Below are 18,159 nucleotides of genomic sequence, written 5' to 3' on the forward strand. Positions count from 1 at the left end.
GGATATATTACTCAAAACCCGTTAGAGGAATTTAAAACTGTATAGCGAGCTATTTTCCTATTACGACTGAGGATAGTTCCCACTAGGACTGAAGGTATTTCCCACTAGGACTGAAGGCACTTCCCACTAGGACTGAACTCGTGTTCCACTACGACTGATCTTAGTGGAACACCAAGTGCGTTGTCACACAGATAGTTATGCTTTTTGCTGCACTTCTATATAGTTCATATCGGAAAAGAACAAAAGTGATTAGTGTTTGGTGATAAGTGATTAGCGCCATTCGGTATATTATTTTTTAGACGCGGATGACGCGGATAACGCGGATTTAAAAGGCTGCGCTATAAAAAAATAAAAAAAAGATCCGCGTCATCCGTGTCATCCGCGTCTAAAAGATTATTTATCATTTAGTTCATAACCGAAAAGAAATGAACTAGTCTTGTCAGCGGATTACTTTATATTTTTTAGTGTAAGAATCGAAAATGGATTCATGAGCATTGCGCACATAACTTCCATATCCGATGAACCATTCCAATATGTTTTTGGAAACTGCGGGGTCAGTTCCTTTCTTATAAGAAAAAGCAAGTAAATATGCGTCTGTATCCCAACCGTTCACATTGGTGCAGGAATTCCGGTGCATAATATGCCCATCTGCCCGTGTGTTTAAATAAACATCGGTTATTTTGTCACCTTTAGCAATACGGACACCTTGCAGATCGTCTCCTTTCAGGCGAGTTACTTGAGGAATATTTTTACTTGTAGGAGAATCTTTCAAGATGATTGCCGTTATAAACTTGACACTTTGTGCCTTTATCGGATAGGTTACCGAATAATACGTTTCCATTTCGTCGGTCTTCTTTGCTTTGGGACCTTGGTGAGCTTTCAGTTTCAGGTTATAAGGGAAATCATGTTCGAAGTCGCTTTCTGTCAGATAATCCGGCCATAAAGGGCGTATATCCACAGCAGCCTGTTGGTTGACGACACTCAAATCAATACCATTTTTCCTGCTTACTCCATCCGGGTGAAAAAGCAGACTGAATGTACCGTCTTCATGCGAACAGACATCATCAATAACCAGTATTACATCATCTATCCACAAAAAACTACGGTGGTTTTTAGAAAAGTAGCGGGAAGTAGGCCCGGTCACGTTGGCCAGGATGTATTTGATATTTCCTTCGTCTGTAAGATGATGCAAAGAACCATCGAGCATCGAACCTTTGTACTGTTGCTCTTGAGGCTGGGCCTGTCCATTAAACAACAGTACATTATGGGCTTGGCTATGGAAGAAATATTCACGATACCACGGATTGGGATACCAACAGTTTCCGCCATCCTTAATTACTTGTTGTCCATTATGAAAAAGGATAAATGAACCTGCGTCTGCATGAGAGTGATTCCATGTATGTCCGCATTTCACTCCTAACAGGGTTGTGTTTTTCTCCCAAGAAGTACGCATCATACTCCAACCCATTCTTTCATATACCACAGATAGCGACAGGGAAGGTTGCATTGGAGCCGTAGATAAATCGGGAGTGTACAATAATCCCATGGGTGTATCAGTTGGCATACTTTCTTTGGCCTGGTTTTTCCGTACCTGTGTGAGATACCATAACATATCCGTTTTCTGAAAACCTAATGTCCAAAGTAATTTCAAGACTCCTTCACCATTGGCAGCAATGTTGCTGTCGCCAAAATAAAGGGAAGGAAGATAATCACCGTCGGCAGGATAACAGGTATACATAAAATAATCTGCTGCACGCTCAAATAGCTTCCTTTCCGGCCATTCTGCCCGGGGATTGAAATTCTGCATGGCAAGGCGGAAGGTCAGGTATTGGGTGAGCCCGTAATTGGCATAACTCACACTTTCGTAATAAGCTCCATTATCGAAGTTAGCCGGTTTGTTTTGTAAGATATCTCCTTGGAAATTAGCCCAGTCTGTTGTTGCCCTACTTACCATATCAATCCATTCGGCAGCTTCGGGAATTTCGTTGCTGACGGCCATGGCAGCGATTCCGGTCATGGCAATACAGGATACCCAATAGTTGTGCCCCATGGAATTGATTGCATGGAAACGTGTTGCCGGTGATAGCCAATCGTGTAGCGTCGGACGGATTCCTATTTTGTAAATGGCTTGTGCCAGCTCTTTCCGTTCTTCATCTGAGAGTTCGTTATAGATAGCATCGAAACCGATAGCCATTTGATGATTGGCATGGGCGGTACTTAGCAATGAAGTCCAGGCAGGTTCCCGATTCAGCATATCCTTTGCTTCGAGGGTTTCTTTTCCACCTGTCTGCCGGATTGATTCTTTGATCTTATCTGCATATCTTTTTTCGCCTGTCACCTGGTATGCCAATGCCAGATATTCCAACTTGCGGTAAGGATTGTTTTCTTTCAAGGCTTCCCTGGCTACTTGTTCTACCTGGGCATAATTGGCTTTGATTTCTTTATCCGATTTGAGTTGTTCTTTCAGTGTCGCTATCCGATCGGGGGTAAAGAACAGATAGGGGTGTTGTTGCTGCGCCCGGATTGAGAAAACCAGGGAACAAAACAGAATGAGCGTCAGTACATGCTTTCTTTTATTTCTCATAATTTCTTTGTTAATTCTTTCTTTAGTATATATACGAAGGAAAGAAATATATTACTCAAATATCTTCCAGCTTTTCAAATGAGCGAATCCATTCCACAATTACCGATTCATTACCGATATTCCCAAAATTGAGAATAAGAGTAATGTTTGTTGGTCTTTCTGTGAAGTGCGTTCCATTATTTGACAGATAGTCTGTAATCTTGAATACATAGATATCTTTTCCTATCTTTTTAGCCTTATCCGAATCTAACTTCCAAAATTCCGGAGCACTGGCAACGCTATAGCTTAATTGTAACCAGTCTTTATTTGCGGATGTTGGAATTTTGGGTGCCTTTACAGCAATATACGGATAGTTTCCTGCCTGGTAGGAAATCCTTTTCTTTTGCATATTTACTCCGGATGATACAAATGACATTAGATTATCCACCTGTTTATAAGAGCAATTGGCGAAAGTCCATCCTTCCAGTTGGGAAAGATCCTCATTTATTTGTCCGGGGACTTTCCTTTCATTTAAGTCTTTTCCCAAATAGAACAGCAGGCTGCCGAAGCCCGGGTTATCACAAGTAAATCCCGGTCCTTCAGGACGTATCATGCCTAATACAATTTGGGTATATGGCATTTCTAACCCTTTGCGTTCAACATAGTGGTTGTAGGCTATTTCAAATAATGAGCGGAAACGTCCCATTCCTTCTTCCCCTAACGTAGTCCAGTTTGAATATTTTCCGGTTATATCTTTCCAGGTAAAGAAAGGTACTTCATAGCCCAGATTGGATTTGGCCAAGTATTCATAACCTTTCATAAGGCGATTATCCAAAGCGCTATACAGGTCTCTGCCTTGTGTCCAGGCTATTTCGGCAATTTCCGAGAGGCATCCTAACCCTAACATGGCATGTTGCTGGTCACGTCCACTTTCCTGTATCTGGCCGGATTCTGCTACGTAGTTTGGAAGAGTTCCATTATCATGGCCTTTCAGAAAAAACTCTATAGCGTCTTCATACAACTTCTTATCGTTCAGAAATACTCCGAATGCCATTTGTGCCTTAGTTACTGCAATTCCCCAGTTACCGTTGGTGTAAGGTTTGGTATTGTAGAAAGTAGTAAGTATCGGCTGGAATACATCTCGGAACATACTTTCTACTTTGGGTGTATCTTTTGCATCCCATCCGTTAGTATATTTATCTGCTGTATATGTATATCTCATGATTTCTGCTGCGTTTACCAGCATAAATCCTTGAAGGCCGGCACAAAGCGGATCGTCCGGACCTTCTATTTTCTTTAGGGTACTTGCATACGCTCTGATAATCTCCATTGCTTTGTCTGCATGAGGCTCTTTTCCTGTGACTATCCAAAGAATAGCATTGTAGTAAGCTGCATTAAAATCTCGTTCACAAGGATCTTTGGTATAACCATATCTGCCGGCACGGCTGATAGTTTCGAAAGGTCCTTTTATGCAATAATCAGCTTTTCCCTCAGGCATTCCTCGCATGATGTTAAATGAACCGTAAGCCGGTTGTATCTCATTTCTGACAAGTTCCCGGATTCTTTTTAATGAAGATTCAGAATGGAGTAAGCCCGGATGAGTAAACTCTTGGCTGTTTATATTCAGCATATAAAAGAGAAGAATAAATAACGGAATAAATTTCTTTTTCATCATATTCTTAAAATAATAAGGTTAATACATATTAGATAGAAGTCAATATGTATATAGCGTATTTACGTGCCGATTTACCTAAAGCGACATCGCACTTTTTAGTTTAATTATGAAAAACAATTCTGCGTATAATGCATCATGAGATTAAACTAAGTTTTAGTGAGCAAAACTATACATTCTATCAAAAAAATCATTAAGTTTGTCGGACTTCTTAGTAATAATGAGGAGAAAATGATCGATTTTTATGAATGTATGAAGGACACATATTATTATATAGGGAGAGTTGCTCCATTTGTCATTCGTTATTTATTTATGGTGATAATGTTGTTGTTGCCATTATCTCTGTATTCAATCCAACAGTCTCCTGTTTTTCGTTCTGTAACTGTATCTGAAGGTTTATCCCATAATACGATAAATGCTATATATAAGGATACCCGTGGTTTCGTATGGTTAGGAACACAGATGGGATTGGATCGTTTTGATGGGGTAAATGTGACGACTTATCCTCAATTTTCCGGGAGAACTGTTTTTTCGATAGCAGAGACTGATTCTGTAAATTTATGGGTGGGTACAGATATAGGATTGATAAAGTTTAATCGTAAGACAGAGACGGGTGAACCGATTGTTTTAGATGGCAAATCTTTGTCTGTAAAAGTGGTTTTTGTGAGTAAGAAGGGGAGATTACTACTTGGTAGTTCACGTGGATTATTTCTGTATGAAAGTGGTGTATTCAGAAAGATTCTGCTGGACTCCAATGCCTTGTCTGCTGTGAATGGCCTAATGGATATTGTAGATGGAGAGGATGATAGTGTTTGGATCGCTTCAAATGGAGGATTGATCCATTATAATATGGAAACTGGAAGATCACGAGTGTTTGAGAATAATATTAGAGGAGGATTAAATTACTATAGTTGTCTGGCTTTGATGGGAAATACTATTTATTTAGGTACGGCAAACCAAGGCATGCTGAAGTTTGATATTGGGCAGGAAGTTTTCTCCATATATCCGCAAATAGGTAATGGATGTATTAAGGATTTGGTACCTGTAGGTAATGATACATTGTATGTAGGAACCAATGGAAGTGGTGTCAAAATTATAAAAGCATCTTCCGGACAAGAAATAACGTCAATAGAACATTCTATACAGGAAGATGCCATTTGTTCGAATGCTGTTTATTCATTACTGAAAGATAAAAATATCCTTTATATCGGTACTTACATGGGTGGAATGAGTTATACGCCTACGCGTGGGAATACCTTTTCCATCTATTCTTTTAAGGATAAATTTGATTCCCATAATCTGAATGTGCGTGCGTTCTGGATTGGTAAACAAGGGCGAAAAGTAATAGGTACCCGTGACGGACTTTATTATATTTCCGAAGAAGAGAATATAGTGAAACATTACACTATAAAATCTTCGATATTACGTTCGGATATTATTTTGTCGGTTAAACCTTTGGGAGAAGATTATTTGATAGGAACTTATGGTGGTGGCATGTATTTGCTGCATGCAGAGACGGGTAAACTGTCTTTCTTTAAACCGGATGATTGCTTCAGGCAAAATTCATTTACCGGATGTGAAAGAGATAAAGAGGGCAAATACTGGATAGGGAGTTCTTATGGGGTGTATGTCTATAATGAATTGACCGGACAGTATGTAAATTACAATAATAGAAATTCGTCTCTTGCCATAAATTCAATATTTACTTTAAAAGCAGATTCAAAGGATAGAATCTGGATAGGAACGAATGGAGCTGTTTTTTTGTATGATATGTCAACCGGTACTTTCAAGTCGGATGTATTTCCTGAACATATAGAACCGTTTACAAAAAGCATACGGTATATTTATGAGGATAATCATAAAAATCTATGGTTTTGTGACGATAAAGAGGGAGTTGTTAAAGTTGATGAGCATTTTACTAAATTTGAGCATCTGACAGTTGATGATTTCCTTCCCAATAATTCGGTCATGAGTATTATTGAAGATCCGCATGATGGAGGACTGTGGTTTAGTACACAACGTGGTTTACTGTATATCAAAGATAATCATCACAAGATTTTCTCTCTTTATGATGGCATTCCCGGATACATATTTAATAACCCTGTACAGATTACAGATGATGGCTCTATTTGGTGGGGCAATGAAAGGGGATTAGTAAAATATACTTCTCAGCTTAAACATGAAAGAAAGGTAATTCCATTACCTCCTGCCATTACATCAGTAGCTGTTGCTGGTAGAATCCTTCAGACGGGAGATGAATTGTTGCCTTTTTCTTCTTCATTTATGGAGAAGATCTCTTTGCCTGCAGATAAGAATAATATTGCATTTACGTTTTCTGCCTTGAATTATGCTGTTGTAAATACGGATATCTATGAATATTTTTTGGAAGGGTATGATAAGGAATGGTTGACTTTGATGAAAGGCAATCAAGTAGCCTATATGAATCTTCCAGTTGGCAACTATGTTTTTAAAGTACGGGCGGCGTCTAATCCGGGTGCAGTTATGGCGGTTAAGGTGGAAGTTGTACGGGGACTTTCTTTCACCTTATGGATGGTGGTACTTTGTTTTTTAACATGTTTGGTACTTCTCTATAGCTATTATGCTTTGCTGGGTAAATATAGGAAAATGAAAGAGGATATGCGTGAGAATACAGTACAAGTCGAAGGAGTACAGAAGGAGAAGTATCAGAAATCCAGGGTGGATGAAGAAGAGGTATCACGGATAAAACAAAGGTTAACAGAATGTATGAATAAGGATAAGATGTATCTGAATCCGGATTTGAAGTTGCAGGATGTAGCGAATACTATTGGCTGTAATGCGGGAGATTTGTCACAGGTTCTAAATTTATATTTGAATATAAACTTTACCGATTATATCAACCAATATCGTGTGGAAGAATTTATTATCCGCGTGCAGGATAAATCAGCTTCCAAATATACTTTGGCGTTTCTTTCTGAGCAGTGTGGATTTAGCTCCCGGACATCTTTTTTCCGTTCATTTAAGAAATTGAAGGGTAAATCACCTGCAGAGTATATTAAGGAGAAAGATATCATTTTAGAAATATAACTTCCTGAAAAGAGTACCAAAATAATTTGGTACTCTTTCTTTTTATATAATTAAAATATTGAAATATAGCTGTTTATTGAGAAACTCGTTTCAGCCTTTAGGTTGGTACCTATTACACTTCTCAGAATGTCTGAAAAGAATTTCAACTTACTAATTTTGTTGTCGTTGAAATCAATTTGTTCATTTAAAAAGTGCTATATCATGAAACACAAAACCATTCTTTTGCTTGCTTCTTTATTTGTAGTGGGAATTGCTTGTAAGCAATTCGACCGGGAATTCTCAGTAAATACCAATATTGATTATTGTGAGGCCCAGGCTTTACGTACATTGGCCATTGTTCCTTCTGGCTCAGAAGGAGGTATTCCTAACTCGATCGATGGAGATGATGTTAATTGGCATTTCACCAGTCCCGGTTCATGGACTTCAGGTTTCTGGCCTGGTATTCTTTGGTATTTATATGAGAATACAAAGGATAATATGTGGAAAGTTGCAGCTGAAAACTATACTCAAAAGATTCTTCCTGTAACTCACAGAAAAGCAAGGAGCCATGATATGGGATTCATTACGATGTGTAGTTTGGGCAATGGATATCGTTTGACGGGTAATACGGAATATAAAGAAGGATTATTACGTGCAGCTGATTCTCTTTCAATTCTGTTTAATCCTGAAGTTGGTACTTTTCTTTCATGGCCGGGTATGGTAAAAAAGGAAAATTGGCCTCATAATACTATTATTGATAATATGATGAATCTTGAACTGCTATTTTGGGCTGCCCGAAACGGGGGAGAACGCCGTCTATATGATATGGCGTGTGAGCATGCCGATACCACAATGAAATATCAGTTTCGCAAAGATTATTCATGCTATCATGTTGCCGTATATGACACGATTACCGGACATTTTATAAAAGGTGTGACTCATCAAGGGCTGAGCGATAACTCCATGTGGGCACGTGGGCAAGCATGGGCTATTTATGGTTATACTATGGTATATCGTGAAACGGGAGAAGTGCGTTTTCTGAACTTTGCCCGAAAAGTAGCAGATGCTTATTTATCCCGTTTACCGGAGGATTTAATTCCTTATTGGGATTTTGATGCTCCCGACTTGTCTTCTGGAGAACCTAAAGATGCTTCCGCAGCGGCTATTACAGCTTCTGCTTTACTGGAACTTTCTACTTATGTAACCGAGCGTGACTCTTCACATTATTATTATGACCAGGCAGAAAAGATGCTTGAAATGTTATCATCTTCTGCTTATAAGGCAGGAGATACAAAATATGCTTTTTTGTTACATTCGGTAGGTCATATGCCTCGTGGTGGAGAAGTTGATGCATCCATTATTTATGCGGACTATTATTATCTTGAAGCATTAATTCGTTTTAAGAGATTACAAGAGAAACGTTCTATACTGGCTAATTTATAAATACTTCCTTAATCTTATCTATTATGAATACACAATTGATGATTGCCGGATATTGTCCGGTTGGAAATTACTCTTTCGAGATAATTTATAAAAAGTATCACACTTTTTTCGTGCACTATGCTGAAAAAACGATGGGAGAGGAATTGTATGCTGAAGATGTTGTACAAGATGTATTTATCAATTTGCTACAGCAGACTAATTATTTTGTATCGGAAGGTGCAGTATTGAAATACATCTACAAAGCGCTTTATAACCGCTGTATTGATTTGATACGTCATAAGCAAATAGAACAGCATTATGAAGAAGTCTCTGGAAATGACTTTATATCTGCATTGAATAGAGATGGGCACAATACTCTTTTGACAAAAGAATTTTTTGTAATAGTAGAAAATCGTATAAAAGGGTTACCTCCTAAATGTAAACAGATATTTGTAATGAAGTATAAGAATGAGTACTCTAATCCAGAAATCAGCGAAAAGTTAGGATTATCGATACGAACAGTAGAGAATCAAATATATATCGCCCGCAACGTGTTACGAGAATATGTGGATTCTTATCTATGTTCCTAAAAAAAATAGCGAAAATTATCTTTTGTTTGAGTGAATGAAAGTTTATTCCCGTTTAATCTATGTTCATTGAAGATATATTGACTAAATAATTAAATGTGATTTTTTATGTTAAACTTAAAATGCATGCTATGAATAAGAAAGACAAATTCTTTATGCTTTTAGCATTGTCCTGTTTGCCATTAAGTGAAATGGCTGCAGAACAAGTGGATGGTATGGCTGTATCTCCTATAACTCAGGAGGTATTGCAGAATTCGGTTAAAATTACCGGAAAGGTAGTGGATGTTCAAGGAGAACCGGTTATTGGTGCTACAGTAATGGAAAAAGGTACCACCAATGGCATCATTACAGATGTTGACGGTAACTTTACATTAAATGTTTCTCCCAACCGGAAGTTGCAGGTTTCGTATGTTGGTTATCAGACTCAGGAAATTACAATTGGCTCCAATCGTACGTTGAGAATAACCTTGAAAGAGGACTCTGAATTGCTGGATGAAGTTGTGGTAGTAGGATATGGTACGATGAAAAAATCAGATTTGACAGGTGCGGTATCCTCCGTTTCTACTCAGGACTTAATGAGAAGTGGTAGAACGGATGCGGTAGGGGCTATGCAGGGAGCTTTACCGGGTGTACAAATCCAGCGTTCGAATAATAAACCGGGTGGTGAATATAATATTCTGATCCGTGGCTTGAATACAATTAGCGGGAGCACGTCTCCTTTAATAGTGGTAGATGGCGTACCAGGCGCATCTTTATCTAATCTGAATCCAGATGATATCGAAAAAATAGATATTCTAAAAGATGCGTCGTCTACAGCAATCTATGGTTCCCGTGCCACTAATGGTGTGGTAATGGTTACTACCAAAAGAGGAAAGATAGGTAAAGTGAAAATTGACTATAGCGGTTATGCCGGATATAGGAAATATACCAATATGCCCGATATGATGTCCGGTGAAGAATATGTGCAGTTGGCGCGAGAGGCGAAGAGAGCCGGAAATAATAATGAATATGTGGATGATAGTCAAATTTTTACAACCTCAGAATTGAAGGCCATTCAGGATGGTAACTATTTTGATTGGGTGGATGCGGTTTCCAAGCCGGCCTTTATGACGAATCATACCATATCGGCTACCGGAGGTAATGAAATGGCTACTTACGCCTTGTCTGCCGGATATTATTTTGAAAATGGTATGCTGGAACCTCAAGAATATTCCCGTTATAATCTTCGGGCAGTGGTAGATGTAAAGCCTAGTAAATACATGAAATTTGGTATTAATATGTATGGAACCCATTCTGTACGTGATACAGGTAATTCGGACCTGTTGCAGGACGCTTTCCGTTTACGTCCTACTTATCATCCGACTGACTTGGTGACAGGGGAGGAAATGTGGGCTTATTCCAATGGTCAATATAATGCGTTGACTACCATGAAGAATGAACTGAATAAAACAAAGAAGTACAATCTGTTAAGTAATATTTACTTAGAAGTCACTCCTATGCAGGGGTTGACATTGAAAACTACTTTCTCTCCGGATATAAATCTGGAGGAGATTGGCCAGTACAGAGGTAAATATACGAAGGCTAATAAGGGACAAAATAAGGCAACCAGTAATTATGCGAAAAACAGTTATGTGGATTGGGTTTGGGATAATCTTGTGAATTATAATTTTCAGTTGAAAGATCATCGTGTTGATTTGACCGGAGTATTTTCGATGCAGCAGTCACAGGATGAGAAGTTGAAAGGAATTGGCAATGGATTGTCATATAATTCTTTGTGGTACAATTTGGCTGGGGGATCGGCAAGCAATACTTCTTCTTCAGGTTTTACCAAAACAAATTTGATGTCCTATTTGGCACGTGCCAATTATGTGTACAAGGACAAGTATTTTCTGACTGCAAGTATCCGTTTGGATGGTTCGTCAAAATTGGCGGAAGGTAATAAATGGGGAAGTTTTCCATCGGTTGCTGTGGCATGGAGAGTGTCGGAGGAAGAATTTATGAAGAGTTTGTCTTGGTTGAGTAATTTGAAGTTACGTTTGAGTTATGGCCAGACTGGTAATGATAATGTAAGTGCATATCAGACACAGGGCTCTATTAGCGGAGCTAAATATTATACATTTGGTTCAAATGAGTCTATCGGCTATGTTCCCAATAATTTGCGAAATTTGGATTTAGGGTGGGAACGTACTACAGAGTATAATGTGGGTATTGACTTCGGATTATTGAATAATCGTATTTCAGGTAGTGTGGAATATTATAATCGTTTGACAGAAGATTTGATTATGAATAAGACAGTGCCTGTTACTACCGGCTATTCTTCTGTGAAAGCGAATGTGGGATCTGTCAGAAATGAAGGTTTCGAAGTAAACATTCATTCAGATAATATCCGTACCAAAGATTTCTCATGGAGAACCAGTCTGAACTTTGCCTATAACAAAAATAAGATTGTAGATTTGCAATATAAGGAAGATCTGACTTCCCGTGGACAATTTTTAGCAGGAATGAGTGGTGACTACAGTAATCTTTGGATTATCGGTCAGCCTATTGATATAAATTACAATTTGATGACATTGGGAGTATGGCAGTTGGACGAAGCCGAAGAAGCAGCTAAATATGGTTGTAAGCCGGGACAATATAAACCGTTGGACTTGAATGATGATGGTGTAATTGATGATAAAGACCGTGTGATTGATGGTAAACGTACTCCGGATTGGACAGGTGGTATGACTAATACATTTACATACAAGGAATTCGATCTGTCATTTCAAGCGGCCTTCCAAGCGGGAGCAAGAGCTAGAAACCAGTTTTATGTTTCGTATGCATTGGAAAACAACAATCTCAATTTTAATAACTTAAGAAAAGATTATTGGACTCCGGAGAATCCTACCAATGCTTCTGCGCAGCCTAGCAACATGGGTACTTATCGGAGTAAAGCAGGATCATGGGGAAATGCGAAGTCAGAGATGTCGCATACGATGTTCTCTAGTAATTTTCTTAAAATCTCATATATTACTTTGGGGTATACTTTCAAACCGTCAGTTCTTGAAAAAATGAAATTAGGTAATTTGCGTCTATATGCAACTGTTCAGAATCCATTTATTTTTTGTGCAAAGGATGTGGTTGATCCTGAACAGTTGAATGTCAGTATCAATACATCGGATGCAATGACTCGAAATGTGATTTTCGGTATTAATTTATCATTCAAATAATTAGGATAATATGAAAGCAAAAAATATTTTTACTAAAGGTCTCCTGCTGGCGTCTGTATTCGCAGTTTCGGGGTGTTCGTCTTTTCTAGATGAAAAAAATTGGTCCAGTCAGTCTGCCGAAGAATATTATGCTACGGCTGAAGGATATGAATCTCTTATAAATGGAGCTTATTCCACTTTAAAATCAGTATATAATACAACGAATTATTTTCTGTTGACCCAACTTGGGACGGATTTGGGAACTCAGAATGACGGTACGGCTACCAATGCATTAAATCAGTATACGGTGGATTATGCTAATGACAATGCTACTGTTTATAATCAATGGAAAGTAGTATACGAATCGTTGAAGAATGTCAATGCCGCTATTGGTCGTGCCGGTGCGGTAGTTACAAAAGATCAGGATCTATTTGATGGCATTGATAAGGGGGTATTGGCTCAGCGGGTTGCGGAAGCCAAGTTTTTGCGTGCTTTATATCTTTTTGAAATCGTGAAGAATTGGGGACAAGCTCCGTTGATTTTGGAAGAGCCGACTTCACCTTCTACAACTTCGCAATTGAATAGTGGTGCTGATTTTTACAGACAAATTCTGGCTGATTTGCAGGATGTCATGGACTCTTCTCTTCCAATGAAGCAGACTGCGGCTAATTATGGACGTGCCTCAAAAGCTGCGGCAAAACATCTTCGTTCCCTTGTTTATTTAACTCGCGGATATCAGAGTTATGCGGAAGATGATGATTTTAAAAAGGCTTATGATGATGCCGTAGATGTAATTAATAATTCCGGACATGCCTTGTTGGATGATTATGCAATGGTTCATCGTCAGGCAAATGAAGAGAACGATGAAATTATCTTTGGTATTAATTTCTCTGCCGGATCAGGATGGAATAATAATATTCAGACAGAATTCTATTTGTTTGTTTATCGTGAAGGTTGGACTGATTTGGGATTTTCTTCGATTTATTGTAATGATTATGCTTCTGTAATGCCGACCAAATATAGTTATTTATTATTCGACTGGAAAAAAGACAGACGTACGGAAGTTACTTTTATGAGCCCGTTGAATGGTGATCCGGCAACTTCTATAGATGGACGCGCTTATGGTAGAAACTGGTTTGAAAGTACGAATGGTGTGAATGTAGCAAAGGGGGATACAGTTATTTATTTCCCCGTTCCCGGGGAGAGTGGATATAAGCAATATACAGATGCTGAGAAAACAGCGGCCAATAACCGTGGGCGTTTTTTCTATAATTATCCTGAGGGAACGTATACTGATGCCGGTAATGATGATTATTATAAAACAGGTTATCAGAGCTTTAACTCTAAGTCACGCGCTTGGCTTCCTGTTTGGAAATTTAAAGATTGCAATACTCGTTATAACAGTTCAGGAACAGTCGAAAATGGAACTCGTGATATTTATTTGTTCCGTTTAGCTGAGACTTATTTAATTGCTGCTGAGGCTGCTGTTAAAATGGGAGATAATTCTAATGCTTTGTATTATATAAATCAGATACGTAAACGTGCCATGAATAATACACCGGAAAGTGGACTGCAAGAATATGCAGGTACTGTTACAGTGGATAATGTATTGGATGAAAGAGCATTGGAACTTTATGGAGAAGCACCACGTTGGAACGACCTGCAACGTACAGGAAAACTGGCTGAAAGGGTTTTGAAATACAACTGGGATGTTACAAATATTACAGGTGGATTAATCCAGACCCAATTAAATGAGACTACTTTTAAAAGTAAATATAAACTTCGTCCTATTCCTGTTACATGGTTAAATACTTTGTCTAATGGACAGGAACTTGGTAATAATCCTGGATGGGAATAGGTATAACAGATGACTGATATTTAGAGGACTATCTTCACAGACGAAGGTAGTCCTTCTTTTCATTTTCTCTTTTACTTTGTTTTATCTTTACCTCTTGAACTTCCAATTATACGATAAACATCAATGCGGAAAAGAGTTAAATATAGCTAAGGTCCTTTTCAAAAGTACGTTTTTGTACTTTTATCCCCCCAGCCCATCCGAGAACACATATAAAAGAAAAAGGGATTTAAATCTTTCTGTGTTGAGTAAAAACAAGCCGCTATACGTCTTTTAGTAAAAGATGATACATCAAAAAACAATAATTTACTAACTTTGAAAATATGAAAAGTATTATGGAAACATCATTGAAAAGAATTGTTCATCTGTTACTGTTAGCTGCATTGTCAATATTAACAGTCAATGCCAAAGTTATTAGCTATCCAGCTCCGAAAGGAGAGACTTTATCTTCCGATTATATGGTAGAGGTGGATGGCGTTTCGGTACCCGTTTATATGGCGAAAACACAGCATCATGATAAAAAATATTCGATTGCATATTTTGATTTCTCAGGAACAGTGACTGTTAAGATTAAGAGTAAACTATCTCTGGATCACTTGAATATATTACCGGATAAATATGCAATTCATCCTTCTGTTAATAAAGATATTGCTACTTTCCATCTGAACGAACCTTGTGATATATCTTTTGAACCGGATGGTTGTAACAGCCCGTTGATTCTATTCTGTAATGAATTGGAAACAGATATTCCTTCAAAGAATGATCCGAATGTTATTTATTTTGGTCCTGGGGAACATAATCCTGAAAACGGTTTGATCAGACTGGGCAGTAATCAAACACTTTATCTGGCAGGGGGGGCGGTAGTTAATGCCGGTATAGAGGCTACAGGCGATAATATTACAATTTGCGGTAGGGGAATTTTAGATGGTTCCGATTGGGAACATAATGCCGGCCCCACTGATTATATGATAAATGCTAAGAACTGCAATAATTTGGTAATGAGGGATATTATCATAAAAGGTTCTTATTATTGGACTATTGTACCTCAGAATTGTGATCGGGTTTTGATAGATCGTATTCGTTTGGCAGGTTCCCGTGTAGGTAATGATGACGGTGTAGATCCTTGCAATTCCAGTAACGTGACGATTCGGAATTGTTTTTTTCGGACAGATGATGATTCGGTTTCTCCGAAGGGGATAACCCGTGCCGGAGGAGAAAGAGAATCAAAACCGGTTGAGAACATAGTAGTAGAGAACTGTGTGTTCTGGGTTGATTTTGCCAATGTATTTCGTATGGCAACGGAAAGCAGTTGTCCGGTATTTCGTAATTTCACAGCGCGTAATGTGGATGTGATTCATTTTCCTGACCGTGACCGTGTTCAGATATTCTGGTTGCATCCTACAGGAGAAATGCCAATGGAGAATTTGTGTTTTGAGAATATCAGGATTAATGGAGAAATTCCGTATAATCTGATAAAGCTGACACCTGCACTTCAGTTAGTGGGTACACGTCCGATAGAGAAACCCACTCCGAATGATATAAAGGTGGGACCTGGCAGACGTGGTCCCGGAAGTTGTGGTTATGGAGAATTTGTAGTTGTTCCTTCTTATGGTCCTTATATTCATAATGTAACTTTCCGTAATATTACCACTTATGGTAAAGAAAGTGATCGCAAGGCGGAAAGAGGAGCCGTACTGATTCAGGGAATCGATGAACGGCATGATGTTTCCGGTATCATATTCGATAATGTCGAATACTATGGCACAAGAATAGGTGCTGATAGCCCGAATATACAAACTGGCGATTTTGTGAAACACGTACAATATGTAAAGTAATAATATAAAGTAGAATTCTGAAATGAAAAAATTATTTGTAGGAGTGTTATGGGTAGCTTTGTCTTTGAGTGTACAGGGCAAGGAGGTGAATATGACATCACCGGATGGAAAATACCAGTTTACGTTGAGTGATAGCGGTGGACAATTACACTATTCTTTGACCTGGAACGGAAAACAGACAGTAAAACCTTCCTTATTGGGAATTAATGCAAATGTAGAATGGCGGGATGGAGTTGAAATCGGAACTGTGGATAGTAGTCGGAAAGATACGATCTGGCATCCGGTCTATGGTGAAAGAAGTGAAATTAAAGACTGCTATAATGCATGGAAAATACTTGTCAATCGTCAGAATGGACGTGATAAGTTGATTCTTGATATCCGTGCCTATGATGAGGGAATTGCCTTCCGTTACCATTTTCCGGGCGGACAATATCTGAAGATTACAGATGAGTATACAGAATATACCATGCCCGAAGGTACTAAAGCCTATTTTACCCCTAAAGCTCAGACCTCGTATTCTTATCTGCCTCTTGAAAACTGGCCGGGCGAGTCGGACCGTCCATTGCTGCTGACACTGGCAGGTGGAGGATATGTCTGCCTGGCTGAAGCGCAAGTGGTGGATTATGTACGTACGAAGTTCAATGTGTCATCGACTAAAAAGAATACGATCATATCGGCTATGTATGGTCCGGTAGAAGATATTGCACCTTATTCTACTCCGTGGCGTGTAATCATGTGTGCTGACAAGCCGGGTGAGATTTTAGAACACAACGATATCCTGTTAAATCTTAATCCGCCATATCGGATTAAGGATACTTCCTGGATTAAACCGGGAAAAGTGATGCGTGAAGTGACCTTGACCACAGAAGGTGGAAAAGCTTTGGTAGACTTTGCTGTAAAACGGAATCTGCAATATATCCACTTTGATGCCGGTTGGTATGGTTTTGAGTATGATAAGGCTTCAGATGCCACTACTGTAACACTTGATCCGCGTAGGAATCCGAAAATAGATGCACTGAATCTGAAAGAAGTGGTTGCTTATGCGAAGCAGCATGGCATCGGAGTTATGCTCTATGTTAATCAGCGGGCTTTGCAGCAACAGCTGGATGAGATACTTCCTTTGTATAAATCATGGGGAATTTCTGGAATTAAGTTTGGGTTTGTGCAGGTAGGTTCGCAGGTGTGGACAAAATGGATGCACGAAGCCGTGAAAAAGTGTGCTGATTATGGGCTGATGGTAGACATCCATGATGAATACCGTCCGACAGGCTTTAGTCGTACTTATCCTAATCTGATGACTCAGGAAGGTATTCGCGGCAATGAAGAATTTCCGGATGCCACTCACAATGTTACGTTGCCTTTTACCCGCTTTGTAGCCGGAGCAGCTGATTATACAATATGTTACTATCGCCAGGACTTTGGCAGGCTGAATGTTGAAAAAGATAATTATGGTGTTCCCCGTTCTAAGTCCATCCAGACTACACCGGCGCATCAATTGGCCTTAGCAGCTGTCTATTACAGTCCCCTGCAATATATGTACTGGTATGATAAACCTTCGGATTCACAGGACGAACCGGAATTAAAGTTCTTTGATGATGTGTACACCACCTGGGATGATACGAAGGTTTTACAAGGTGAAGTCGGTGAGTTTATTACTGTAGCTCGCCGGAGAGGAGAGGAATGGTTCATAGGCTCAATTACAAATAATGAAGCACGGACGTTGCCGGTTGATTTGAGTTTTCTGCCTGCCGGAAAAGATTATGTGGCTGAAATCTATACGGATGGCGACAAATCTATTCCTACACGAACGAAAGTCAGAGTCTCAAAATTCCGCGTCAATGCCAAGACTGTGCTGCATTTTAATCTGAGGGCTTCGGGAGGTTTTGCCATTCGTTTAGTGCCCGAGGTTACTAAGGATAAATCTTTAAAAACTTATAAACAACAGAAACTGTGATGAAACATGTGAAAACAAGAAATAGAGTGGTACGGAAA

At 39.0% G+C, this 18,159-nt stretch carries 9 protein-coding genes; 7 read left to right on the forward strand and 2 right to left on the reverse strand.

What is annotated here, in order from left to right; genetic code table 11:
* Positions 1–439: 439 nt before the first annotated feature.
* Together K429_RS29020 and K429_RS0121165 are read right to left on the reverse strand one after the other, a co-directional pair.
* Positions 440–2,584, reverse strand: a complete 2,145-nt coding sequence (locus K429_RS29020) for a heparinase II/III family protein (RefSeq protein WP_044097069.1) — start codon at positions 2,582–2,584, stop codon at positions 440–442.
* Positions 2,585–2,639: 55 nt separating this feature from the next.
* Positions 2,640–4,238 (reverse strand): alginate lyase family protein, encoded by a 1,599-nt coding sequence (locus tag K429_RS0121165; protein ID WP_052340676.1) that lies wholly within the window; start codon positions 4,236–4,238, stop codon positions 2,640–2,642.
* Positions 4,239–4,487: 249 nt separating this feature from the next.
* Here K429_RS0121165 and K429_RS0121170 point away from each other — a divergent pair, with 249 nt between their 5' ends.
* The 7 genes from K429_RS0121170 (at position 4,488) to K429_RS0121200 (ending at position 18,121) form a co-directional block, all read left to right on the forward strand.
* Entirely contained in the window at positions 4,488–7,301 is a 2,814-nt protein-coding gene (locus tag K429_RS0121170; RefSeq protein WP_029327948.1) for a two-component regulator propeller domain-containing protein, read from the forward strand.
* Positions 7,302–7,502: 201 nt separating this feature from the next.
* The gene (locus K429_RS0121175) at positions 7,503–8,723 is read left to right on the forward strand and encodes a glycoside hydrolase family 88 protein (RefSeq protein WP_007216157.1); all 1,221 of its coding nucleotides are present in this window, start codon (positions 7,503–7,505) and stop codon (positions 8,721–8,723) included.
* Positions 8,724–8,746: 23 nt separating this feature from the next.
* A complete protein-coding gene (locus tag K429_RS0121180) occupies positions 8,747–9,292 on the forward strand; it encodes an RNA polymerase sigma-70 factor (protein WP_007213384.1) in 546 nt (181 codons plus the stop codon).
* 128 nt (positions 9,293–9,420) lie between these two features.
* Positions 9,421–12,498 carry a TonB-dependent receptor gene (locus K429_RS0121185; RefSeq protein ID WP_022210616.1) on the forward strand — a complete coding sequence of 1,026 codons (3,078 nt, stop codon included), beginning with the start codon at positions 9,421–9,423 and terminating at the stop codon, positions 12,496–12,498.
* 10 nt (positions 12,499–12,508) lie between these two features.
* On the forward strand, positions 12,509–14,335 hold the full coding sequence (locus tag K429_RS0121190; RefSeq protein ID WP_022210615.1) for a RagB/SusD family nutrient uptake outer membrane protein: 1,827 nt from the start codon (positions 12,509–12,511) through the stop codon (positions 14,333–14,335).
* Positions 14,336–14,655: 320 nt separating this feature from the next.
* Positions 14,656–16,167 (forward strand): glycosyl hydrolase family 28 protein, encoded by a 1,512-nt coding sequence (locus K429_RS0121195; protein ID WP_231501905.1) that lies wholly within the window; start codon positions 14,656–14,658, stop codon positions 16,165–16,167.
* 22 nt (positions 16,168–16,189) lie between these two features.
* Positions 16,190–18,121 (forward strand): glycoside hydrolase family 97 protein, encoded by a 1,932-nt coding sequence (locus K429_RS0121200; RefSeq protein WP_029327951.1) that lies wholly within the window; start codon positions 16,190–16,192, stop codon positions 18,119–18,121.
* Positions 18,122–18,159: the final 38 nt, after the last annotated feature.

The sequence above is a fragment of the Bacteroides sp. 14(A) genome, assembly GCF_000526555.1.
Lineage (GTDB): Bacteria > Bacteroidota > Bacteroidia > Bacteroidales > Bacteroidaceae > Bacteroides > Bacteroides cellulosilyticus.